Consider the following 22,323-nt stretch of genomic DNA (forward strand, 5'->3'; position numbering starts at 1 on the left):
TGCCTTCGCGCCGATGGAGACGGAGCCACCCTTGCGGCGCAGGACTGTCTCGCCAGAACGCTCAGCGCCGCCGCTCGCAGAGCGTCTTCACATACGTCCCCGCCTCCGTCCCGCGACCCGAATTCGCCGCGATGGCCGGGCCGAGCAGCAGGCATTCCTGCGGCGTGTGCGCCGGATGGGTCATCACGTCCTGGGCGGTGTCGCGGGTGCAGTCCTTCGCCGCCAGGGACGAGGCGCAGATCAGGGTGACGACGAGGATGGTGGGCATGGCGGCCTCCCGGATGAAGGAGGCGTGCCTCCTCGTGGGGGAGGCAGGATAGTGCCGGGCGCCGCCGCGCCAAACCAGGCAGGCGGCGTTATCTTGCCTCAGGGGTGGCGAGCCGCGAGACGAGGCGGCGGGCGACCTCGTCCTTCGGCAGGTCCGGCCAGGTCTCGAGGCTGCCGTCGCGGCCGATCAAGTGGACGGTGTTGCGGTCGCCCCCCATCACGCCGGTGGCGGGCGAGACGTCGTTGGCGACGATGAGGTCGCAGCCCTTGCGGGCGATCTTGGCCCGGGCATGCGCGATCACGTCGGTGGTCTCGGCGGCGAAGCCCACCACGAGCGGCGGGCGCCCGTGTGCCCGCTGCGCGATCGTCGCCAGGATGTCGGGATTCTCGGTGAGGGCGAGGGGAGGGGGGCCCTCCGGTCCCTTCTTGATCTTCTCCTCGCCGAAGGCGGCCGGGCGCCAGTCGGCGACGGCGGCGGCGAAGACCGCGATGTCGGCCGGCAGCGCGGCCTCGACCGCCGCCAGCATCTCGCGGGCGGTCTCGATCCGGACCACCGCGACCCCGGGGGGATCGGGCAGGGTCACGGGGCCCGAGACCAGGGTCACCCGGGCGCCGGCCGCCGCCGCGGCCGCCGCGATGGCGTGGCCCTGCTTGCCCGACGAGCGGTTGGCGAGGTAGCGCACCGGGTCGATCGGCTCGTGCGTCGGCCCCGAGGTGACGAGAACGTGGCGGCCGGCAAGCGGCCGCTCCCCCGGCGATCCCGCCAGGAGCGCTTCCACCGCGTCCGCGATCTCGTCGGGCTCGGCCATCCGGCCGGGACCGGTCTCGGCCTCGGCCATCCTGCCCACATTGGGTCCGACCACCGCGACCCCGTCGCCCTTCAAAAGCGCGAGGTTGCGCTGCGTCGCCGGGTGCAGCCACATCCGCACGTTCATCGCGGGCGCGATCAGGATCGGCAGGGTGGTGGCGAGCAGGATCGTGGAGGCGAGGTCCGGGGCGTGGCCGCCGGCCATGCGCGCCAGCGTGTTGGCGGTGGCGGGCGCGACCACCACGGCGTCGGCGTCGCGGGCGAGCTTGATATGGCCGATATCGGCCTCGTCGGCGCGGTCGAACAGGTCGGTATGGGCACGCTGGCCGGCCAGCGCCGCGGCGGCGAGCGGAGTGACGAATTCCTGCGCGCCCTTGGTGAGCACGCAGCGCACCGAGGCGCCGCGCTCGCGTAAGCGCCGGATCAGGTCCAGCGACTTGTAGGCCGCGATGCCGCCCCCGATGACGAGAAGGATCCGCTTGCCGTCGAGGGCGCCCATGGATGGCCTACACCGTCACCTGGGTCCCGACCTCGACCACGCGGCCGGTCGGGATCTGGAAGAAGTCCGTCGCGTCGTTGGCGTTGCGGGCGAGCGTGATGAACACCCGGTCCTGCCACAGCGGCATGCCGGATTGCGCCGCCGGGCGGATCGAGCGCCGCGACAGGAAGAACGACGTCGCCATGATGTCGAACTTGAAGCCCTGCTTGCGCAGCAGCGCCAGGCCCTTCGGGATGTTCGGCGATTCCATGTAGCCGAACTTCATCACGACCTTCCAGAAATGCGGCCCCATCGGCTCGATCCGGACCCGGTCGGCATCGGCGATGCGCGGCAGGTCGATGGTCTTCACCGTGAGCACGACGTTCTTCTCGTGCAGCACCTTGTTGTGCTTCAGGTTGTGCAGGAGGGCTGCCGGCGCCGTCTCGGGGTCGCTGGTGAGGAAGACGGCGGTCCCGCGGACATGGTGCGGCGGGCTCTTCTCCAGCATGGCGACGAGCTCGGTCAGCGGCACGTCGGTCTTGCGGGTCTTGTTGAACAGGATCGTGACGCCGCGCACCCAGGTCCACATCAGCACCACGAGGCAGCCGGCGAGCAGCAGCGGCATGTAGCCGCCCTCGAACACCTTGAGCAGGTTCGAGACCAGAAAGAGCAGCTCGACGGCGATGAACGGCACCATCGCGGCGCCGGCGGCCAGCGGCGACCACTTCCACACCCGCCACAGCACCAGGAAGGCGAGGCCGGCGGTGATCAGCATCGTCCCGGTGACGGCGATGCCGTAGGCGGAGGCGAGCGCGGAGGAGGAGCGAAAGAGCACCACCAGGATCACCACGCCGAGCATCAGCAGCGTGTTGATCTGCGGCAGGTAGATCTGGCCCGAATGCGATTCCGAGGTGTGGCGAATCTCGAGGCGCGGCAGGAGCCCGAGCTGCACCGCCTGGCGCGAGAGCGAGAAGGCGCCGGTGATGACGGCCTGGCTGGCGATGACGGTCGCGGCGGTGGCGAGCAGCACCATCGGCAGCAGGCCCCATTCGGGGACGAGCTGGTAGAACGGGTCGGTCGTGTCGGGGTTCGACAGGACGAGGGCGGCCTGGCCGAGGTAGTTGACGGCGAGCGCCGGGCCGACGAGGGCGATCCAGGCGGTCTGGATCGGCCGGCGGCCGAAATGGCCGAGATCGGCGAACAGGGCCTCGGCGCCGGTCACCGCCAGGAACACCGCGCCGAGCGCCACCAGCGCGCCGGTGCCGTGGCCCAGCAGGTAATGCACGGCATGCCAGGGGTTGAGCGCCCACAGCACCTGCGGGGTGCGGGCGATATGCGGCAGGGCCGCCAGCATCAGCACCGAGAACCACACCAGCATGATCGGGCCGAAGAACGTCGCCATCCGGGCCGTGCCCCGGCTCTGGACCAGGAACAGCGGCAGGATGATCGCGATGGTGATCGGCAGGACGTAATGGTCGAGGGCGGGGGTGACGAGCTTCAGGCCCTCCACCGCCGACAGGACCGAGATCGCCGGGGTGATGATCGCGTCGCCGTAGAACAGGGCGGCGCCGAACAGGCCCAGCATGAACACGATGTGCGAGCCGCCCAGCGCCTTGCGGGCGAGCGCCATCAGCGAGAGGATGCCGCCCTCGCCCTTGTTGTCCATCTGCAGGAGCAGCAGGACGTACTTGATGGTGACGATCAGCACGAGCGCCCAGAGCAGCAGCGAGACGGTGCCGAGCACCTCCTCGCCGGTGAGCACGCCGTCGGCCCGGCCCGGGGCCAGCGCCTCGCGGAAGGCGTAGAGCGGGCTCGTGCCGATGTCGCCGTAGACGACGCCGACGGAGCCGAGGAAGAGGGTCCAGAAGCTCGCCTTGGCGTGGCCGTGGCCCTCGGCCTCGTCGACGCTGCCGGCCTTGGTCGGCGGGCCGCCGCTCTGCGGGGTGAGGCTGTCGGGCGGCGCGGCGGAACCGTCCGTGGGTGCGGCTGACTGTGTCATGTCTGATCGGGGATGTGCCCGCGGGCGGTCGGGATGGCCGCCAAGCGCGCTGATGGGCCGGGGGCGGGCTCAAATCCTTGGCGGTCCGGCGTGGGCGCCGGGCCGGAATGTGGCAGGATTGTAGCACGGGGCCGGAGGGGCGCAAGGCGCACGGCCCGCTGCCCCACCGGTCACCAGCTCTCGCTGCGTCGCTTTCTCTGGCTCTTACTCGGCGGCGCTGCGGCGCCCCTGGCCGAAGCGGCGCTCGATGTAGTCGATCACGATGCCCTCGAAGTCCTTGGCGAGCGTCGGGCCGCGCAGGGTCATCGCCTTCTTGCCGTCGATGAAGACCGGGGCGGTCGGGGTCTCGCCGGTGCCGGGGAGCGAGATGCCGATATCGGCGTGCTTCGACTCGCCCGGGCCGTTGACGATGCAGCCCATGACCGCGACGTTCAGTCCTTCCACGCCCGGATAGGTCTTGCGCCACTCGGGCATCGAGGTGGTGATCCAGTTCTGGATGTCGCGGGCGAGCTCCTGGAACACCGTCGAGGTGGTGCGGCCGCAACCCGGGCAGGCGGCGACCAGCGGCACGAAGGTGCGGAAGCCCATGGTCTGGAGCAGTTCCTGGGCCACCTTCACCTCGACGGTGCGGTCGCCGCCCGGCTCCGGGGTCAGGGAGTAGCGGATCGTGTCGCCGATGCCCTCCTGGAGCAGCACGCCGATCGCCGCGGAGGCCGCCACGATGCCCTTGGTGCCCATGCCCGCCTCGGTCAGCCCGAGATGGATGGCGTAGTCGGAGCGGCGCGCCACCTCGCGGTAGACCGCGATCAGGTCCTGCACCGCCGAGACCTTGGCCGAGAGCACGATGCGCTCCTTGGGCAGGCCGATCTCCACCGCCCGGTCGGCGGAGAGCAGGGCGGACTGCACCATCGCCTCGCGCATCACCGCGCGGGCGTCGCGCGGACGCGCCGAGTTGGCGTTCTCGTCCATCATGTGGGTGAGGAGCGCCTCGTCGAGGGAGCCCCAGTTGGCGCCGATCCGCACCGCCTTGCCGTAGCGGGCCGCCTGCTCGACGATGGTGCCGAACTGCAGGTCCTTCTTCTCCTTGAAGCCGACGTTGCCCGGGTTGATCCGGTACTTGGCCAGCGCCTCGGCGCAGGCCGGATGGTCGGTCAGGAGCTTGTGGCCGATATAGTGGAAGTCGCCGACGAGGGGGACGTGGACGCCGATGCGGTCCAGGCGCTCGCGGATCTTCGGCACGGCGGAAGCCGCCTCGTCGCGGTCGACGGTGATGCGCACGACCTCGGAGCCGGCGCGGGCCAGCGCGGCCACCTGCGCCACCGTGGCGTCGATGTCGGCGGTGTCGGTGTTGGTCATCGACTGCACGACGATCGGGGCGCCGCCGCCCATCACCACCGCGCCCTCGCCCTCGCCGATCCGGACGCCGACGGTGCGGTGCCGGGGGCTCGGGCCGGCGATCTCCGGGGCAGCGTACTCTTGGGCGGCGTACTCTTTAGCGGCGGTCTCCGCCGGGGCGAGGGCTTCCATGGCTTCCATCGGATACCTTCAGGGGGTCGTTCGCAGGAGAATCGAGACAAGACGGGTGAGCGGGGTCGCGAGGATCGCGGCGTGCCCTCCGTCTAGAGCATTTCCGGGCGCGGTGGAAATCGCTCCGGCCGCATGAAAGCCCGGCGCGATCAACGGGCTACGCCGGTCCCCAGCGGAATGCCGCGACATCCTTGCGATATCCTTCCTCGGACCGCCGGGCGGCCCGGGGATCTCGAGGGCGCGCCGATCCGCTCCGGAGCATGACCTTAGCTGAAGATGCGTCGTCCGCACGTCAAGCGCGTGACGCCCCGCGCAGGCCGGGTTCCCGTGCGCGACCTTGCGGCGCACCATTTGGTTTTCGCAGTGCAGCGCACCACATCTCACGCCATGACGGATTCAGCCTCACTCCCGGAACCGGATCGGAACGCGGGTGACCGCGCTCCCCCTCCGCCCGCGCCTCTCGCGACCATCGCTCACGGCCTGGAGGATGCCAGCCCGCAGGCGGCGACCGGCCCGCACCTCGCCGCGGCTCCCCAGGCCGTGACGGGACCCTTGGGCCGCGGCCTCGTCGGTCCGCGGGCCGAGAAGGCGATCGCCCTGGCGCTCCAGGGCGGCGGCGCCCACGGCGCCTTCACCTGGGGCGTGCTCGACGCCCTGATCGAGGATGGCCGCCTCGCCCTCGAGGCGATCACCGGAGCGAGCGCCGGCGCGATGAACGCCGTCGTGATGGTCGACGGCTGGCTGCGCGGCGGTCCCGAGGGCGCCCGCGAGCGGCTGGAGACGTTCTGGCGCGAGATCAGTCTCGACGCCGACCTGTCGCATGCCCAGCAGACCTTCGTCGACGGCGTGATGAGCTTCTGGAAGAAGACGCCGGTCGGCGCGTTCTGGAACGCCGTCGCCAGCCCGTACATGACCAACCCGCTCAACATCAATCCGCTGAAGCGGGCGCTCGCCGACACGGTCGATTTCGAGGCCGTGCGCCGCGACGGGCCGGCCGACCTGTTCATTTCGGCCACCAACGTGTGGACCGGCAAGATGGCGGTGTTCGAGCGGCCGGACCTGACCATCGACCACCTGATGGCCTCGGCATGCCTGCCGACCGTCTTCCAGGCGGTGGAGATCGACGGCGTGCCGCACTGGGACGGCGGCTATCTCGGCAATCCGCCCCTCTACCCGCTCTATCACGGCGCCCGGTCCCGCGACATTCTCCTCGTCCAGATCAACCCGGTCGAGCGGCGGGAGACCCCGCGCAGCCCGGCCGAGATCCGCGACCGTCTCAACGAGATCACCTTCAACGCCAACCTGCTGCGGGAATTGCGGGCGATCGACTTCGTCGACGACCTGATCGAGGACGGGGTGCTCGGCCGCTCGAACGCCTACAAGCAGGTGCTGCTCCACCGCATCGACGGCAGCGGCGGCGCGCTCGACGACGCCTCGGCCTCCTCGCGGCTTCGTGCGCAGTGGCCGTTCTTCCTGCACCTGCGCGACGCCGGGCGGGACGCGGCGAAGGCCTGGCTGGCGGAGAACTACGATTCGGTCGGCCGCGAGAGCACCCTCGACCTGAAGGCGATGTATACCTGAGGTATGACGCCTGAGCCTCTTCCGCTCCCCAGCAGGGCGGTTTGGGGGAGGGGCCGGGCGTGGGTTTCCTTCCCTCCGAGGGCGCGAAGGGAAGGAAACCCACGCCTTTTTCTTCTGCCGGACACCCCGGCCGATCAGTGGAGGTGCACAGGCCTGCGCACCGTGCGGCCTCTCCTACAGGCAGGCTTGACGCCCTAAAATATTAGTGCACCAATGGAATGAAAGCACGCAGCGATCCGTAGCGGTCGTGGGCCGCCAGAGCCCCGTGCGAGAGAGCGGGGGAAACATGACGATCACACGCCGCAGCGCGGTCGTGGGGCTCGCGGCCGGGGCGGGGCTCGTCCTCGGCGGGCGCGCCCGGGCCAACCTCGCGCTGCCGACCTCGCCCGTCGTCGTCACGGTGGTGGACGTGGCCGGCAACCTCGCGCTGACCCAGAAGGCGATCGAGGCCTATCGCCGGGCGCGGCCCGGCATCGTCTCGCGCTTCGCCTTCACCAAGGCGCCGGCGCCGGAACTGCCCTCGAAGCTCAAGGCGCAGCAGGCCGCCGGCCGGGTCGACATCGACCTCGTGCTCACCGGCACCGACGGCATCGCGGCCGGCATCGAGCAGAAGCTCTGGATCGACCTGAAGCCCTATGCCGGCCAGCTGCCGAAACCCGCCGAGATCTACCAGCCCGCCGCGCTGCGGCTGAACGGCCTGGCGCAGGACCAGGGCCTGTGCGTCGCCTGGTACCCGTCGGGTCCGCTGATCGAGTACATGCCCGACCGGGTGAAGACGGCGCCGACCACTGCCGAGGAGCTGCTGGCCTGGGCGCGCCAGAACAAGGGCCGGTTCATGTATGCCCGCCCGGCCAATTCCGGCCCGGGCCGCACCTGGATCATGGGTCTGCCCTACATCCTGGGCGACACGAACCCGACCGATCCCGACAAGGGCTGGGACAAGACCTGGGAGTACCTGAAGGCGATCGGCGAGACGATCGACTACTACCCGGGCGGGACCTCGCAGACCATGAAGGAGCTCGGCGAGGGCAGCCGCGACATCATCGTCTCGACCACCGGCTGGGACATCAATCCCCGCGTCCTCGGCATCGTGCCGGCGGAGGCGAAGGTCGGCACGCTCAAGAACTTCCGCTGGGTGGCCGACGCCCACTACATGGCGGTGCCGAAGGGCGTCCCGGAGGAGAAGCTCGCGGTCATCCTCGACCTGATGGCGTTCCTGCTCCAGCCGGCGCAGCAGGCCTACACCTACGACGAGGGCTACTTCTATCCCGGGCCCGCCGTGAAGGGCGTCACCCTCGACATGGCCCCGCCGGAGAGCCGCGCCGCGCTGAAGGAGTTCGGCCGGCCGGAATACGACACGATGATCGCCGGCCACCCGATCGAGATGCCCCTCGACGCCGACAAGCTGGTGGTGGCCTTCCGCCGCTGGGACGAGCAGGTCGGCTCCGGCAAGAAGCGCTGAGTCGCGCCCGATACACGGCAGCGTCCGGCCTTATCCCACCCGCAACCTCATCCTGAGGTGTCACTCCATCAGAGATGGACTGACCGCGAAGGAGGGCTCCAGTTGGCTCGGAGACTTCTGGAGCCCTCCTTCGAGGTCAGTCGATCGAAGATCGACTGACACCTCAGGATGAGGTTGCGAGTGGGAAGGGCCGGTGTCGCACGTGAACCGTCCCGTCGTGTACAGTGGCGTTGCGATTGGTCGCTACTCTATATATTTTGTTGTGCCGCATTTTCCATGACGAGCCAGTCTCCGCTTCGTCGGGAAATGCTCTAACGCCGCAATGGTCGCTCGGAAGAGGCGACGCGGCAGGAGAGGACACCGATGGCACGCCATCACGAGGCGCCGCAGGACCTGTCATTGAGCGGCCTGAGCCGCCGGTTCGGGGCGATGACCGCCCTCGACGGGCTCGACCTGACGATCCGGGGCGGCGAGTTCATCGCCCTCCTGGGGCCCTCGGGCTGCGGCAAGTCGACGGCGCTCAACTGCATCGCCGGGCTCCTGCCGCTCACCGGCGGGTCGATCCATCTCGGCGAGCGCCGCATCGATCGGCTGAAGCCGGAGGAGCGCGGCTTCGGCATGGTGTTTCAGAGTTACGCGCTCTTCCCCCACATGACCGTGGCGAAGAATGTCGGCTTCGGCCTCGCCATGCGGGGCGTCAAGGGCGAGGCGGCCGCGCGCCGGGTCGACGACGCCCTCGCGCTGGTGCGGCTGCAATCGCAGGCCGCCAAGCTCCCGGGCCAGATGTCCGGCGGCCAGCAGCAGCGCGTCGCCATCGCCCGGGCGATCGTGATCGAGCCGCCGGTGGTGCTGATGGACGAGCCCCTGTCGAACCTCGACGCCAAGCTGCGTCTCGAGATGCGGGCCGAGATCCGCCGCATCCACGACGCCATCGGCTCGACCACGATCTACGTCACCCACGACCAGGACGAGGCCCTGTCGATGGCCGACCGGATCGTGGTGATGCGCGACGGGCGCATCCGCCAGGTCGGCACGCCGGAAGACCTCTACGAGCGACCGAGCCACCCGGACGTCGCCGACTTCATGGGCTTTCGCAATCGCCTGCGCGGCCGGGCGGTCGCGGTCAGCGGCGAGCGGGCGGAGGTCGAGGTCTGCGGGACACGCCTCGCCGGGATCCTGCGCGAGACGGTGAATCCGGGCTCCCCGGCCGTCGCGGCGATCCGGCCGGAGGACCTGACGCCCGCCGCCGAGGGCCTGCCGGTCCGGGTTGCCAGCGTCGAGTATCGCGGCCGGGCCTTCTTCGGCACCGCCGTGGCCCAGGACGGGACCGAGCTTTTTTTCCGCTCCGACCGGTCGGTGGCGCAGGACGAGGCCCTGCACCTCGCCGCCGCCTCGCCCCGGGTCCTGGTCTTCCCCGGCGAGGCCGCGTGACCTCCGCCTCGCTCCCCACGGCCGCGCCGGCGACGCCCCGGGAGGAGGCGCCGCTCTCGGTGCGCCTGGCCGCCCGCGGCCTCGACGGTACGACGCTCCTGGTGCTGCCGGCGCTCCTCGCGATCCTCGGCCTGTTCGTCTATCCCTTCGCCTACGGGCTGGTGCTGTCGGTCCAGCCAAAGGCCGGAGCCTGGTGGGCGAACTACGCCCGCTTCTTCTCCGACCCGTTCCTGTACGACACGATCGCGGCGACGCTGCGCCTGGCTTTGCCGGTCACGGTGCTCAACCTCGTGCTGGCGGTGCCGATCGCGCTGCGGGTGCGGCTGATGCGCCGCCAGCGCCTGCTGACCACGATCCTGGTCCTGCCGATCACGCTGGGCACCGTTCTGGTGGCGGAGGGCCTCCTGAACTTCCTCGGGCCGCAGGGCTGGTTCAACCGCTCGCTGATCTGGCTCGGGGTGATCGGCAGCCCGCTCAAGCTCACCAACAACTACTGGGGCGTCTTCGCCTCGCTCCTGATCACCGGGTTCCCGTTCGCGTTCCTGCTGACGCTCTCGGCGGTCACCGGCATCGATCCGGCGCTCGAACAGGCGGCGGCGACCCACGGCGCCAATGCCTGGCAGCGCTTCAAGGCGGTGATCCTGCCGCTGATCCTGCCGGGCCTCGCCGTGACCTTCTGCCTGTCCTTCGTCCAGGCCTTCTCGGTGTTTCCGTCCGCGGTGCTCCTCGGCGCGCCGGCCGGCGCCACGCGGGTGATCTCGATCGCCGCCTACCAGGCGGCGTTCGAGGAGTACGACTACTCGCTGGCCTCCGCGATCGCGATGATCATGGGGGCGGTCCAGCTCGCCATCGTGGCGGCCGTGCTGTGGGGACGCAGCCTGCTCTATACCGGCCCGGTCGGGGGCACCAAGGGATGATCGAGCGATGATCCGCGATACCGGCCCCGGCTCGCGCCTGTGGCGCATGGCGGTCTGGGCCGTCACGCTGCTGTTCTGCCTCAACCTCCTGGCGACGATCGCCGCGGTGGTGCTCAACTCCTTCGCCACGCGCTGGCTCGGCACCTGGCTGCCGCTCGGCTTCACCACCCGCTGGTACGCCTCGGCCTGGGACGAGTTCCAGCTCGGCGACGTGCTGGTGGTCACCCTCCAGGTGGTCGCCCTGGTGGTAGTGCTCTCCGGCGCCCTCGGGGTCACGGCGGCCTACGCGCTGGCGCGGCGCGATTTTCCGGGCAAGCGGCTGGTGATGCTGGTCTTCCTGCTGCCGCTCCTGGTGCCGCCGATCACCTACGGCATCCCGCTCGCCACCGTGCTCTACCGGGCCGGGCTCGCCGGCACGCTCTGGGGCGTGGTGCTGGCCAACCTCGTGCCGAGCATTCCCTTCGTGGTGCTGGTGATGATCCCGTTCATCGAGCAGATCGATCCGCGCATCGAGGCGGCGGCCCGGGTCTTCGGCGCCGGCACGGGGCAGCTCTTCCTGCGGGTGCTGCTGCCGCTGCTGATCCCCGGCATCCTGGCCGCCCTGCTGCTGGTGCTGGTGCGCACCATCGCGATGTTCGAGCTGACCTTCCTGGTCGCCGGGCCGACGAGCCAGACCCTGGTGGTGGCGCTCTACTACGCGGTCTTCGCCGCCGGCGTGCGGGCCGGACAGTCGATCGACGCGATGGCGGTGGTCTACATGGCGCTGACCCTGGTCTGGCTGATCGTGGCCCTGCGCTTCGTCAACCCGACGCAGATCGTGGCGCGGGCGAAGCGCCAGGAGGTGTGAATCCAGAGGCGCGGATCCAGAGGCGCGAGTCCGGGGGCGGCTGCCGCCTCACGCCCGAAACCGCCACACCCCCGTCCGCTTGATCTCCGCATCCTCCAGCGCCCGGGTCACCGGCACTGCGTAGGTCGCGAGGTTCTCCAGCCTGTCCTTCGGCAGGTAGGCCCGGCCGGGATCGCCCAGCAGCACCCGGGCGCCGCGGGCGTGCAGGGTCGCGAGCCAGTCGCCGACTCGTGCGGCGAGGTCGCGCTCGTAGAAGATGTCGGCGGCGAGCACGCAGTCCCAGCCCTCGTCGCGGCCGATCAGGTCGGCGCTCATCGCGGTGATCCGATCCGCGACGCCGTTCTCGGCGGCGTTGAGGGCGATGGCCGCATGCGCGAAGGGATCGAGGTCGCTCGCCGCGACCGAGGCTGCCCCCGCCATCGCCGCCGCGATGGCGACGAGGCCCGAGCCCGAGGCGAAGTCGAGCACCCGGGCGCCCGCGACCGTCTCAGGGTGCTCCAGCACGTAGGCCGCGAGCGCTTGCCCACCGGCCCAGGCGAAGGCCCAGAACGGCGGCGGCAGGCCGATCTCGCCCAGCTCCTCCTCGGTGCGGCCCCACAATTCCGTCGCCTCGTCGGCGACGTGGAGGCGGATCGCCGGGGCGTGCGGCACCGGGCGGAGCGCGGTGTGGGTGCGGATGAAGGCTTCGGGCTCCATCAGGCGAGATCCGCATAGAGCGCGAGCACGGCTTGCGTCACTGCCGCCTCGGTGAAGCCGCCTTCGCAGATGCGGGCGCGGGCCGCCGCACCCATTCGGGCGACGAGGGCCGGATCGGCGGCGAGCCGCGCCATCGCGGTGGCGAGCGCTCGGGGATCGTCGGGTGGCACGACCAGCCCCTCGATCCCGTCGCGCACCAGGCTCCGGCAGCCCGGCACGTCGGTGGTGAGGATCGCCCGGCCGCTCGCCGCGGCTTCGAGCAGGGCGCGCGGCAGGCCCTCGCCGCCCCGCGAGGGCAGGCAGGCGACATGGGCCTGCGCCAGGGCGCCGGCGACGTCGTCGGTCGGCCCGTGCCAGGTGACGCCGTCCCGCGACCAGTCCCGCAGGGTCGCCTCGGGGATCGCGCGGCGGTTCGAGGGATCGGGCGCGCCGTGGAGCGCGAGGTCGAGGTCGGCGCCCTGGCTGCGGGCGAGGCGGGCGGCCTCGACCGCGGTGTCGACCCCCTTCGACCACAGCATCCGGGCGGTGAGCGCGATCCTGAGCGGCGGGTGGGGCGGCAGGGGCTGGGGCGTCCATGCCTGCGGGTCGATGCCGGCGCCGCCCACGATCGTGACGCGGGAATCGTCGGGGGGCAGGCCGAGCAGCCGCGCATCGTCCGGATTCTCGAACAGGTAGCGGGTGCGGGCGGTCTCGAGCGGACCGCGGATCAGGAGTCGCAGGGCGGTGCGGGCGAGCCGCCCGGCCCGGTCCTGCCGCGCGCCGATCAGCCCGAGGCCGGTCAGGGCGTAGACCCGGGACGGGATGCCGGCGAGCATCGCCGCCGCCCCGCCGATCAGGATGCCGCGAAGCGCGATGCAGTGGACGATGTCGGCCTTGAGGGCCTTCAGGATCGCCGCGAGCTGACCGGCGGCGTAGCCCGCCGCCATCGGGTTCAGGCTCGAACGCTCGGCTTCGAGCTCCACCACCCGGGCGCCGGTCGCGGCGATCGCGTCCCGGTGCGCCCGCACGCGGGTGACGACCGAGACCGGATGGCCGGCCGCGACCGCGGCCCGGGCCATCGGCAGGAAATGCGAGGCGAAGAACCAATCCTCCGTGACCACGAAGGCGATATGCGCCCGCGCCCCGTCTCCGCCGTCGTTCCGTGGCTGCACCCGGTCTCTCCTGCTCGTCCCGCTCTCTCCCTACAGGCAGGGGCGGCGCGGGGGAACGCCCCGGAACCGGGGCGGGCGGGAGCCGGTTGAACCCGACCTGAAGCCCGCGAGGTTGGAAAGCCCATGCTGTCGGATCCCGAGATGGCGGCGAGCGCCGCCGAGGATCGCGTCGACACCCGCGATGCCGCCCGCGAGGCGGGCCTGCGCTACGTCAGCGACGAGGAGCCGGGCTTCCGCCGCAAGCGCAGCGGCCGCGGCTTCACCTATGTCGACGCCAAAGGCGCGCGGGTGCGGGACGAGGGCGCGCTCGCCCGCATCAAGTCCCTGGCGATCCCGCCGGCCTATACCGACGTGTGGATCTGCCGCCACGCCAACGGCCACATCCAGGCGACCGGGCGCGATGCCCGCGGGCGCAAGCAGTATCGCTACCATCCCGAGTTCCGCCAGGCCCGGGAGAGCACCAAGTTCACCCACATGATGAGCTTCGCCGAGGCGCTGCCGGGCCTGCGCGCGACGGTCCACGCGCATATGGGCCGGCGCGGGCTCCCCCGCGAAAAGGTTCTGGCGACGGTGGTGCACCTCCTCGAGACCACCCTGATCCGGGTCGGCAACGACGATTACGCGAAGCAGAACAAGAGCTACGGCCTCACCACCCTGCGCGACCCGCACGTCACGGTCGACGGCAAGGCGCTGACCTTCCGATTCAAGGGCAAGAGCAACAAGATCTGGGAATTGTCGGTCCACGACCGCCGGGTCGCGAAGATCGTCAAGGCCTGCCAGGACCTGCCCGGCCAGGAACTCTTCCAGTACCTCGACGAGGACGGGGTTCAGCGGGACGTGACCTCGGCCGACGTGAACGCGTATCTCCGCGAGATCACCGGCCGCGACATCACCGCCAAGGACTTCCGCACCTGGTCCGGCACGGTGCTGGCCGCCATGGCGCTCCGCGAGTTCGAGGCGTTCGACAGCGAGGCGATGGCCAAGCGCAACGTGCGCACGGCGATCGAACGGGTGGCCGAGCGCCTCGGCAACACACCGACGATCTGCCGCAAGTGCTACGTCCACCCGGAGATCCTGGATTGCTACCTGGAGGGCGAGTTGCTGCTCCGGGTCAAGGACGAGGTGCAGGCTGCGCTCCGCGACGACATCGCCACCTTGCGCCCTGAAGAGACGGCCGTGCTCGCCCTGCTTCAGGGCCGCCTCACCCGGATCGCGCAGGCGGCGACATCCGCTACCCGTGCGAAGGCCCGGAAGGGGCGGTCCGTCGAGAGCGAGGCGAAGACCGGCACGGCGGCGACCGGGTCGAAGTCCGGCAGCGTGCGAAGCGTCAAGTCCCGCACCGGACGAGCGACGTCGCGCAAGGCGGCGTGAGGTTCGACGCGCAATGCACATTCCGGCGATCCTGCCGGATGCAAGGTCGTGCCGACGCGCTGTATCCCGAGCGTCGTCGTGCGAGCCGGTCATCTGATGGCCGATTCGCACGACGCATTTGGCATCGTTCCCGGGGGCGAGAACGGATCAGCGAGGGCGGGGACATTAACCCCCCAGTCGCGCCAGCCGGTCGAGCAGCGCCCGGTCGTGCAGCAGCACCATCTTCTCCTTGGCGTTCAGCCACGCGGCCGCCTCGTCGATGGTCTCGGCCTCGACCACCTTGGCCTGGGCCATGACGTGATCGGCTTGCGGCGCGCCGCGGGACCGGCGCTCGGCCGGGGGCAGGAAGACGAGGTGGCCGGCCTGGAGGTCCGGGTCGGCATGGAGCGCCCGCAGGCCGTCGGCGTCGTCGTAGCCGAGCGCCGCGTTGCGCTCCTCGATCGCCTTGGCTGCTGTGGCGATCGCCGGGGGCTCGCGTTCCTCGGGCGTCATCAGCAGGCCGGCGCGCTTGAGTGCGAGGCCGAGGAAGAGCTGCCCGCTCGCCCAGGAGATCGGGATCGCCAGGACGAGGCCGAGAATCGTCGGCGACATCCAGAGGAAGAGCGAGGTGGCGATGGCGAAGGCCGAGACGCCCGCGACGAGGCCGAGGATCATGTGCCAGCGGTGCCGGCGCACGATGTCCGAGAGCGGGATCGAGCCGTCGTCGCGCCGCTGCGGGTTCCAGCCGGCATCGCGCCGCAGCAGGATCTGGATCACCGAGCCGGACTGGACCAGCATCGCGATCGGGGCGATCAGCGCCGAGAGCAGGGTCTCGATGAGCGCCGACAGCACGAGCCGGACCCCGCCGCCGCTCGCCCGCCGCACCTCGCGGTCGAGGAGGCCGAGGATCAGGCCGAACAATTTGGGCGCGAGCAGGATCGCCATGGTGATCCCGAAGAGCTGGAGCGCGCGGACGGGGTCGAAGCGCGGCCAGACCGGGTAGAGGCGGAACTCGGTGGAGAAATATTCGGGGCGGATATAGGCGGTCTGGAGGGCCAGCGCGATACCGACGACCAGCTGCGCCGCCCAGAGCGGCGAGGCGAGGTAGCCGGCGATGCCGGTGGCGAAGTGCTGGCGCGAGGCGAGCTTGAGGCCCGCCGTGCCGATGATGCGACTGTGTTGCAGGTTACCTTGCGCCCAGCGCCGGTCGCGGATCGCGACGTCGATCAGCGAGGGCGGGCTCTCCTCGTAGGAGCCCTGGAGTTCCGGGAGCATGTACACGCTCCAGCCGGCCCGCCGGATCAAGGCCGCCTCGACGAAGTCGTGGCTCAGCACGTGGCCGCCGAAGGGCGGCTTGCCGGAGAGGTCGGGCAGGCCGCAATGGTCGGCGAAGGCCTTCGTGCGGATGATCGCGTTGTGGCCCCAGTAATTGCCGTCGCGGCCCGACCACAGGGCGAGGCCGGTGGCGATGACCGGGCCGTAGATCCGCGCCGCGAATTGCTGCACCCGGGCGAACAGGGTGTTGCGGTTGATGATCAGGGGCAGCGACTGGATGATGCCGGAATCCGGATCGGCCTCCATGGCGCGGGCCAAGGTCACCACGCAGTCGCCGCTCATCAGGCTGTCGGCGTCGAGGACCAGCATGTGGTCGTAATGGCCGCCCCAGCGGGTGACGAAGTCGGCGATGTTGCCGGCCTTGCGGTGATGGTTCTTCTGCCGGTGGCGGTAATACAGGCGCGCCCCGTCGCCGAGGCGGGCGCGTAAAGCCAGATAGGCCCGCTCCTCGGCGATCCAGGCATCGGCCTGGGTCGAGTCGGACAGAATCCAGTAGTCGAAGGCGTTACCCTCGCCCGTCGCCTCGATCGAGGCGCGGATCGCCTCGACCGCCGCGAAGGTGCGGGCGGTGGCTTCGTTGTAGACCGGCATCACCACGGCGGTGCGGGTGGTGAGGGGTCCTTGCGGCACCTCAGGCCGGCGCCGGCGCAGCAGCGCCAGGAAGCCGAGCAGGCCCGAGGTGAAGGCGAGCGCGATCCACGAGAAGTTGAGCGCAAACAGCGCGAGCAGCAGCCACTGCAGCCAGGTCGTCGAGCCGGCGACCGACACGACCTCGTACATCTGCACCGCGCCGTAGGCGGTGAGCAGGGCGCCGCCGCCGAACACGAAGGCGCGCGCCCCCCAGGGCGACCGGCGGCCGGGCACCGGGTGGGCGTCCGCGTCCGACCACCGGCGCAGGTCCTGCACCGGCATCGCCAGGGGCGATTCCGGTGGGACCGCGGGGGCGACCGGGGCGGCGGCAGTCTGCGGCATGGGGCGCGGCGGCGCGGCGAGGTCGAGGGTCACGGGGTCCACCGGTATAGCCATGTCTCAGTCACGGGTTTGTCGCCGGCCTTGACGACCAGGCGCAGTTCGCAGGCCGTGTCGTTGCCGGGATCGAGTTCGAACACCACCCGCAGGGTCTTGCGCTCCGGGTAGGCGTAGAGGCGCTGGCGCGCGAGGGTGCCGGGGGCGGTGTTCAGCGCGACTTGCAGCGTGGCGGGATCGATCCCCTCGGCGAACGGCGCCTCGCCGGTGAAGTCGACGAGGAAGAGCCGGCGCTTGCCGCCCGCGCCCTTGCCGACCCGGGTGCCCGAGCAGGCGGCGAGCGGCGGCGCGCCCGGGACGGTCCAGCACCAGAACTGGCGGTAGCTGAAGGCGGTCTCCTTGGCGACCGGCTCCTTCGGGCGCCAGTAGGTCAGGATGTTCTCGTTGACCTCGGATTCGCTCGGGATCTCGATGAGCTGGACCGCGCCCGCACCCCAGCCGTGCTGCGGCACGCCCGGCCCCCAGCTGCCGAGCGGCTCGATCCACAGGCTCGGACGCTTCTCCCAGCGCTGCACGTCGTCCTGATAGTCGCCGTAGGCGCGGGCGCGCTGGACCAGGCCGAAGCCCTTCGGGTCCTGGTCCATGAAGGCCGAGATCTGCAGCGTCTCGGGGTTCTGCACCGGGCGCCAGATCGCCTCGCCCCAGCCGTTGCGGATCTGCAGCCCGTCGATCTCGTGGGCGGCGAGCCGGGCGTCGTCGACGCCCCGGCGGTCGGTCGGCCCGAACAGGTAGGCGCCGGTCATGCCGGCGATGCCGACGTGCTCCAGCGGCGTGCGCGGGCACAAAGTCGCCTCGACGTCCACGATGGTGGCGTCGCCCGGGCGCAGGGTCATGCGCATCGCCGCGGTGGCGGAGTCGGAATCGACGAGCGCGTGGATCACGATCTGCCCGGTGCCGGGGCCCGGCCGCTCGAGCCAGAAGGCGCGAAACAGCGGGAATTCCTCGCCCTTGGCCTCCGCGGGCTTCAGCGTGAGGGCACGCGCGGTGACGCCGTAGCTCTGGCCGGCGGCGAGCGCCCGGAAGAACGATGCGCCCTGGAAGATCGCGCAATCGGACGGAGCCGCACCGTTGAAGCTCGCGTAGAGCCGGAAGCCCGAGAAGCCGATGTCGCGGCCCTCCTCGGGAGGCGGCACCTTGCCGAAGCTGAAGCGGTTGCGGTCGTAGCCGACGCGGCGCACCACCCCGTCCTCGACCGCGTGGAGCGCCACCGGCGTGGTGAACACGAAGCCGCGGTGCAGCGGCTCGACCACGAAGCCGCGCCCCTCGCCGGCCCAGAGCAGGGCGGTGGGTTGCGCCCGCACCCCGATATACTGCTCGTAGGTGAGGGTCTTGAAGGCGTCCGGCAGGTCGGCGGCCGGCGCGACGAAGGGTTTCTTGGCCAGTGCCCGGGCGAGATCGACCACCTGGCCGGGATCGAAGCGCTGCCCGTCCGACAGGGGCGTCGGCTCCGTCGGCTGCGCCTGCGCCGCGCCGATCGCGGCGAGCGTGAGTCCGCCGCCGGCGAGCGCCAGCACCGCGCGCCGGTCGAGGTCTGAGCAGGAGGGGGGGGCGGGCGGAAGCTGCGTCATCGAGGCGAGGGATACCGTACCGGGTCGTGGGGGGCGCCGGCCGTTTACCACGATCCTGCGTGAACCGGGGGTTAAGATTCGTTTGCCCGGCGCCGTCGCGGACCGGCGCGCCGGGACTTGCCCTGGCGGGACGATCGGCTAGACGGGCTGACACGTGACCCCGACACCGTCTCCCCTCGACCCCATGGGCCGCCGATGACCTCCACTCCGAAGCCCGCCGGGACCCGCTCGCTCCTCGCCGTGGTCCTCGCCGCCGGCAAGGGCACGCGGATGCGCTCCGCCCTGCCGAAGGTGCTTCACCCGATCGCCGGTCGTTCGATGCTCGCCCACGTGCTCGCCGCCGTGACGGAAGCCGGGGCGGGGCGCCTCGCCGTGGTGGTCGAGCCCGGCCGCGACGACGTCGCCGAGGTGGTCGCGGGTTTTTCCGGCGCCGAGACCTTTTCGCAGGCCGAGCGCCTCGGCACCGCTCATGCGGTCCTGGCGGCCCGCGAGGCCCTGGCAGGCGGCGCCGACGACGTGGTGGTGGCCTTCGGCGACACGCCGCTCGTCACCGCCGAGACCTATGCCCGCCTGCGCGCGCCCCTGGCCGAGGGTGCGGCGGTCGCGGTCCTGGCCTTCGAGGCCGCGGATCCGGCCGGCTACGGCCGGGTGCTGGTCGAGGACGGCCGGGTGGCGGCGATCCGCGAGGAGAAGGACGCGAGCCCGGCCGAGCGCCGCGTCACCCTGAGCAATGCCGGGCTGATGGCGCTGTCGGGCCCGCTGGCGCTGGGCCTTCTGGAGCGGATCGGGAACGCCAACGCGGCGGGCGAGTACTACCTGCCCGACGCCGTGGCGCTGGCGGTCGCCGATGGGCACCGGGTCGCGGTGGTGCCGGTGGACGAGGCCGAGGCGCAGGGCGTCAACGACCGGGTGCAGCTCGGCGTCGCCGAGGCGACCATCCAGGCGCGCCTGCGCCGATCCGCCATGCTGGCGGGCGCCACGCTGATCGCCCCCGAGACCGTGTTCTTCAGCCACGACACGGTGCTCGGCCGCGACGTGACGGTGGAGCCCCACGTCGTGTTCGGCCCCGGCGTCGTCGTCGGGGACGGCTGCACCATCCATGCCTTCTCGCATCTCGAGAAAGCGACGCTCGCCGAGAGTGTCCAGATCGGCCCCTATGCCCGCCTACGGCCCGGCGCGGTGCTGGAGCAGGGCGCCCGCATCGGCAACTTCGTCGAGGTGAAGAACGCGGCGATCCGGGCCGGTGCCAAGGTCAACCACCTGTCCTACGTGGGCGACGCCGAGATCGGCGCGCGCGCCAATCTCGGGGCCGGCACCATCACCTGCAACTACGACGGCGTGAACAAGCATCGCACGGTGGTCGGCGCCGGGGCTTTCATCGGGTCGAACTCGGCGCTGGTGGCGCCGGTGACGATCGGCGAAGGGGCTTTCGTGGGGTCGGGGTCGGTCATCACCGACGACGTGCCGCCCGGTACGCTCGCGATCGGGCGGGGCCGGCAGGTGGTGAAGAGCGGGTGGGCGAAGCCGACGAAGGGGTAGCGCCCGGCCTCTTCACGAACAAGTATACGCCGTGATGCGCCATCGGCGTCGGGAGCGAGACCGGCAGCATCGCGGCGATCAGGGTGATCGCCCGGTGGGTGCGCGGTCGGACCGGTCGCGCCAGCGGCGACCTTGGCGATCTCGGCCCGGTAGCAATTGGCCAGGGCCGTGAGGGTCTCGACCGGGATGCGGGGCAACGGCGCGAGTCGTGCGGCGATGCGGCGATCATGGGCGGGGCTCCTTGCCCGCATCGGTCCGCGCGGGCGTTCCCGGCGATCATGCCGCATGGCCCCGGGATTATCGCAGGGAATCCAGCCCTGCATACCACCCACGAACCTCGGCCGTCACAATCCGTTACGGAAGTTGACTCGCCTCGGGACCGGCCGGTCCGGTAGAACGGCGCCAGAGCGTGGCGGTGGAAAGCGGCAGGAATTCTGCAGCACCATTCCCCATATGGCTTGCCTGTCCCCGAGTGGGACGCGCGGCCGAGCGACATCTGAGGCGTAAGCATGTGCGGGATCGTAGGAATCGTCGGCCGGAATGCCGTGGCGGGACAGGTGGTCGACGCGTTGCGCCGGCTCGAATATCGCGGCTATGACTCCGCCGGCATCGCCACGCTGGAAGCCGGCCGTCTCGAGCGGCGGCGCGCCGAGGGCAAGCTGTCGAACCTTCAGCTGAAGCTGGTGCAGAGTCCGCTTTCGGGCGCCATCGGCATCGGCCACACCCGCTGGGCCACGCACGGGCGGCCCAACGAGACCAACGCCCACCCGCACGCCACCGAGCGCCTGGCGGTGGTGCATAACGGCATCATCGAGAATTTTCGCGAGCTGAAGGGCGAGCTCCAGGCCGAGGGCTGCGTCTTCGAGACCGAGACCGACACCGAGGTGGTGGCTCAGCTCGTCAGCCACCTGATGCGCTCCGGGCTCGGCCCGGTCGCCGCGGTCGAGGCGGCCCTGCCGCGCCTGCGCGGCGCCTTCGCGCTCGCGTTCCTGTTCGCCGGCGAAGAGGACTTCTTGATCGGCGCCCGCCACGGCGCGCCGCTCGCGGTCGGTTTCGGCGACGGCGAGACCTATCTCGGCTCCGACGCCCTCGCGCTCGCCCCCTTCACCGACGAGATCACCTATCTCGACGAGGGCGACTGGACGATCCTGACCCGCGACGGTGCAGAGATCCGCGATCTCGCCGGCAACGTCGTCGCCCGGCCGCGCCAGAGGATCGCGACGCAAGCTTTCCTGGTCGACAAGGGCAATTACCGCCACTTCATGGCCAAGGAGATCTACGACCAGCCGGAGGTGGTGGGCCGCACCTTCGCCCACTACGTCGACCTCGCCGCCGGCCGCGTCGCCCTGCCCGACGCCTTTCCCTTCGACTTCGCCAAGCTCAACCGGATCTCGATCACCGCCTGCGGCACCGCCTACTATGCCGGTCTCGTCGCCAAGTACTGGTTCGAGAAGCTCGCCCGCCTGCCGGTCGAGATCGACGTCGCCTCCGAGACCCGCTACCGCGAGCCGCCGTTGGAGAAGGGCGGGCTGACGATCGTCATCTCGCAATCGGGTGAGACCGCCGACACCCTGGCCTCGCTGCGCTACGCGAAGTCGCAAGGCCAGCACACGCTGGCGGTGGTCAACGTGCCGACCTCGACCATCGCCCGCGAGGCTTCCGCGGTGGTGCCGACGCTCGCCGGACCCGAGATCGGGGTGGCGTCCACCAAGGCGTTCTCGTGCCAGCTGACGGTGCTGCTCTGCCTGGCGCTCGCGGCCGGCCGGGCGCGGGGCACCCTCGACGAGGCCGAGGAGAAGCGGCTCGTCGACGCGCTGATCAAGGTGCCGGGCCTGATGGCCGAGGCCCTGAAGCGCGAGGACGAGATCGAGGTCCTGTCGCGCGAGATCGCCAAGGCCCGGGACGTGCTCTATCTCGGCCGCGGCACCGCCTACCCGATGGCGCTCGAAGGCGCGCTGAAGCTCAAGGAGATCTCCTACATCCACGCCGAGGGCTACGCGGCGGGCGAGCTCAAGCACGGTCCGATCGCCCTCATCGACGACGCCGTCCCGGTCGTCGTGATCGCGCCGCACGATGCGACCTTCGAGAAGACGGTGTCGAACATGCAGGAGGTGGCGGCCCGCGGCGGCCGGATCGTGCTGATCGGCGACGCCCGCGGCGCCGCCGCGGCCGGACTCGACACGCTGGCCACCCTGATGATGCCGGAGGTCGATCCGGTGGTGGCGCCGATCGTCTACGCGGTGCCGGTCCAGCTTCTCGCCTACCATACCGCCGTGGTGCTCGGGAAAGACGTCGACCAGCCGCGCAATCTCGCGAAATCCGTCACGGTGGAGTGATACGC

The 22,323-nt window shown here is 70.9% G+C and carries 16 protein-coding genes; 8 read left to right on the forward strand and 8 right to left on the reverse strand.

Translation table 11 applies throughout. The annotated features are described in order from the left end of the window. Positions 1–61 precede the first annotated feature (61 nt). The 4 genes from miv_RS20465 to ispG form a co-directional block, all read right to left on the reverse strand. Complete coding sequence (locus tag miv_RS20465; protein ID WP_048429880.1) at positions 62–268, reverse strand: hypothetical protein; 207 nt, start codon at positions 266–268, stop codon at positions 62–64. A gap of 88 nt (positions 269–356) precedes the next feature. Further along, a complete protein-coding gene (gene coaBC, locus miv_RS20470; RefSeq protein WP_058617716.1) occupies positions 357–1,574 on the reverse strand; it encodes a bifunctional phosphopantothenoylcysteine decarboxylase/phosphopantothenate--cysteine ligase CoaBC in 1,218 nt (405 codons plus the stop codon). 7 nt (positions 1,575–1,581) lie between these two features. Next, on the reverse strand, positions 1,582–3,552 hold the full coding sequence (locus miv_RS20475; protein ID WP_048429882.1) for a potassium transporter Kup: 1,971 nt from the start codon (positions 3,550–3,552) through the stop codon (positions 1,582–1,584). A 204-nt stretch (positions 3,553–3,756) separates the two neighbouring features. Continuing rightward, on the reverse strand, positions 3,757–5,088 hold the full coding sequence (gene ispG, locus miv_RS20480; protein WP_207178564.1) for a flavodoxin-dependent (E)-4-hydroxy-3-methylbut-2-enyl-diphosphate synthase: 1,332 nt from the start codon (positions 5,086–5,088) through the stop codon (positions 3,757–3,759). A 354-nt stretch (positions 5,089–5,442) separates the two neighbouring features. On the opposite strand from ispG, the gene miv_RS20485 reads away from it, so the two are divergent. The 5 genes from miv_RS20485 to miv_RS20505 all read left to right on the forward strand — a co-directional run bounded on the left by miv_RS20485 (position 5,443) and on the right by miv_RS20505 (position 11,317). Continuing rightward, positions 5,443–6,660, forward strand: coding sequence for a patatin-like phospholipase family protein (locus miv_RS20485; RefSeq protein ID WP_425312929.1), 1,218 nt, complete (start codon positions 5,443–5,445; stop codon positions 6,658–6,660). Positions 6,661–6,946: 286 nt separating this feature from the next. Next, entirely contained in the window at positions 6,947–8,122 is a 1,176-nt protein-coding gene (locus miv_RS20490; protein ID WP_048429884.1) for an ABC transporter substrate-binding protein, read from the forward strand. 363 nt (positions 8,123–8,485) lie between these two features. Beyond that, on the forward strand, positions 8,486–9,553 hold the full coding sequence (locus miv_RS20495; RefSeq protein ID WP_207178568.1) for an ABC transporter ATP-binding protein: 1,068 nt from the start codon (positions 8,486–8,488) through the stop codon (positions 9,551–9,553). Then, the gene (locus tag miv_RS20500; RefSeq protein ID WP_082711190.1) at positions 9,550–10,470 is read left to right on the forward strand and encodes an ABC transporter permease; all 921 of its coding nucleotides are present in this window, start codon (positions 9,550–9,552) and stop codon (positions 10,468–10,470) included. Before miv_RS20495 ends, miv_RS20500 begins: the two co-directional genes overlap by 4 nt. Before the next feature lie 7 nt (positions 10,471–10,477). Beyond that, on the forward strand, positions 10,478–11,317 hold the full coding sequence (locus miv_RS20505; RefSeq protein ID WP_058617720.1) for an ABC transporter permease: 840 nt from the start codon (positions 10,478–10,480) through the stop codon (positions 11,315–11,317). A 48-nt stretch (positions 11,318–11,365) separates the two neighbouring features. Here the strand turns inward: miv_RS20505 and miv_RS20510 are convergent, their stop codons facing one another. Together miv_RS20510 and miv_RS20515 are read right to left on the reverse strand one after the other, a co-directional pair. After that, complete coding sequence (locus miv_RS20510) at positions 11,366–12,013, reverse strand: class I SAM-dependent methyltransferase (RefSeq protein ID WP_048429887.1); 648 nt, start codon at positions 12,011–12,013, stop codon at positions 11,366–11,368. Then, entirely contained in the window at positions 12,013–13,164 is a 1,152-nt protein-coding gene (locus miv_RS20515) for a glycosyltransferase family 4 protein (RefSeq protein ID WP_244748623.1), read from the reverse strand. Before miv_RS20515 ends, miv_RS20510 begins: the two co-directional genes overlap by 1 nt. A 123-nt stretch (positions 13,165–13,287) precedes the next feature. On the opposite strand from miv_RS20515, the gene miv_RS20520 reads away from it, so the two are divergent. Next, complete coding sequence (locus miv_RS20520; protein WP_207178570.1) at positions 13,288–14,535, forward strand: DNA topoisomerase IB; 1,248 nt, start codon at positions 13,288–13,290, stop codon at positions 14,533–14,535. Between the two features lie 165 nt (positions 14,536–14,700). Here the strand turns inward: miv_RS20520 and mdoH are convergent, their stop codons facing one another. Together mdoH and miv_RS20530 are read right to left on the reverse strand one after the other, a co-directional pair. Further along, positions 14,701–16,821, reverse strand: a complete 2,121-nt coding sequence (gene mdoH / locus miv_RS20525; RefSeq protein WP_207183574.1) for a glucans biosynthesis glucosyltransferase MdoH — start codon at positions 16,819–16,821, stop codon at positions 14,701–14,703. 29 nt (positions 16,822–16,850) lie between these two features. Further along, entirely contained in the window at positions 16,851–18,443 is a 1,593-nt protein-coding gene (locus tag miv_RS20530) for an OpgD/OpgG family glucan biosynthesis protein (RefSeq protein ID WP_048429890.1), read from the reverse strand. A gap of 195 nt (positions 18,444–18,638) precedes the next feature. Here miv_RS20530 and glmU point away from each other — a divergent pair, with 195 nt between their 5' ends. Then, entirely contained in the window at positions 18,639–19,982 is a 1,344-nt protein-coding gene (gene glmU / locus miv_RS20535; RefSeq protein ID WP_207178572.1) for a bifunctional UDP-N-acetylglucosamine diphosphorylase/glucosamine-1-phosphate N-acetyltransferase GlmU, read from the forward strand. Positions 19,983–20,491: 509 nt separating this feature from the next. Continuing rightward, positions 20,492–22,318 carry a glutamine--fructose-6-phosphate transaminase (isomerizing) gene (gene glmS, locus miv_RS20540; protein ID WP_058617725.1) on the forward strand — a complete coding sequence of 609 codons (1,827 nt, stop codon included), beginning with the start codon at positions 20,492–20,494 and terminating at the stop codon, positions 22,316–22,318. Positions 22,319–22,323: the final 5 nt, after the last annotated feature.

Source organism: Methylobacterium indicum (assembly GCF_017347565.1).
Classification (GTDB): domain Bacteria; phylum Pseudomonadota; class Alphaproteobacteria; order Rhizobiales; family Beijerinckiaceae; genus Methylobacterium; species Methylobacterium indicum.

Bases quoted from the DNA above. Each gene is read 5' to 3' on its own strand.
- miv_RS20475 (WP_048429882.1), bottom strand. From the start codon at position 3,552: ATGACACAGTCAGCCGCACCCACGGACGGTTCCGCCGCGCCGCCCGAC.
- glmU (WP_207178572.1), top strand. From the start codon at position 18,639: ATGACCTCCACTCCGAAGCCCGCCGGGACCCGCTCGCTCCTCGCCGTG.
- mdoH (WP_207183574.1), bottom strand. From the start codon at position 16,821: ATGCCGCAGACTGCCGCCGCCCCGGTCGCCCCCGCGGTCCCACCGGAA.
- miv_RS20465 (WP_048429880.1), bottom strand. From the start codon at position 268: ATGCCCACCATCCTCGTCGTCACCCTGATCTGCGCCTCGTCCCTGGCG.
- miv_RS20530 (WP_048429890.1), bottom strand. From the start codon at position 18,443: ATGACGCAGCTTCCGCCCGCCCCCCCCTCCTGCTCAGACCTCGACCGG.
- glmS (WP_058617725.1), top strand. From the start codon at position 20,492: ATGTGCGGGATCGTAGGAATCGTCGGCCGGAATGCCGTGGCGGGACAG.
- coaBC (WP_058617716.1), bottom strand. From the start codon at position 1,574: ATGGGCGCCCTCGACGGCAAGCGGATCCTTCTCGTCATCGGGGGCGGC.
- miv_RS20495 (WP_207178568.1), top strand. From the start codon at position 8,486: ATGGCACGCCATCACGAGGCGCCGCAGGACCTGTCATTGAGCGGCCTG.
- ispG (WP_207178564.1), bottom strand. From the start codon at position 5,088: ATGGAAGCCATGGAAGCCCTCGCCCCGGCGGAGACCGCCGCTAAAGAG.
- miv_RS20520 (WP_207178570.1), top strand. From the start codon at position 13,288: ATGCTGTCGGATCCCGAGATGGCGGCGAGCGCCGCCGAGGATCGCGTC.
- miv_RS20510 (WP_048429887.1), bottom strand. From the start codon at position 12,013: ATGGAGCCCGAAGCCTTCATCCGCACCCACACCGCGCTCCGCCCGGTG.
- miv_RS20505 (WP_058617720.1), top strand. From the start codon at position 10,478: ATGATCCGCGATACCGGCCCCGGCTCGCGCCTGTGGCGCATGGCGGTC.
- miv_RS20490 (WP_048429884.1), top strand. From the start codon at position 6,947: ATGACGATCACACGCCGCAGCGCGGTCGTGGGGCTCGCGGCCGGGGCG.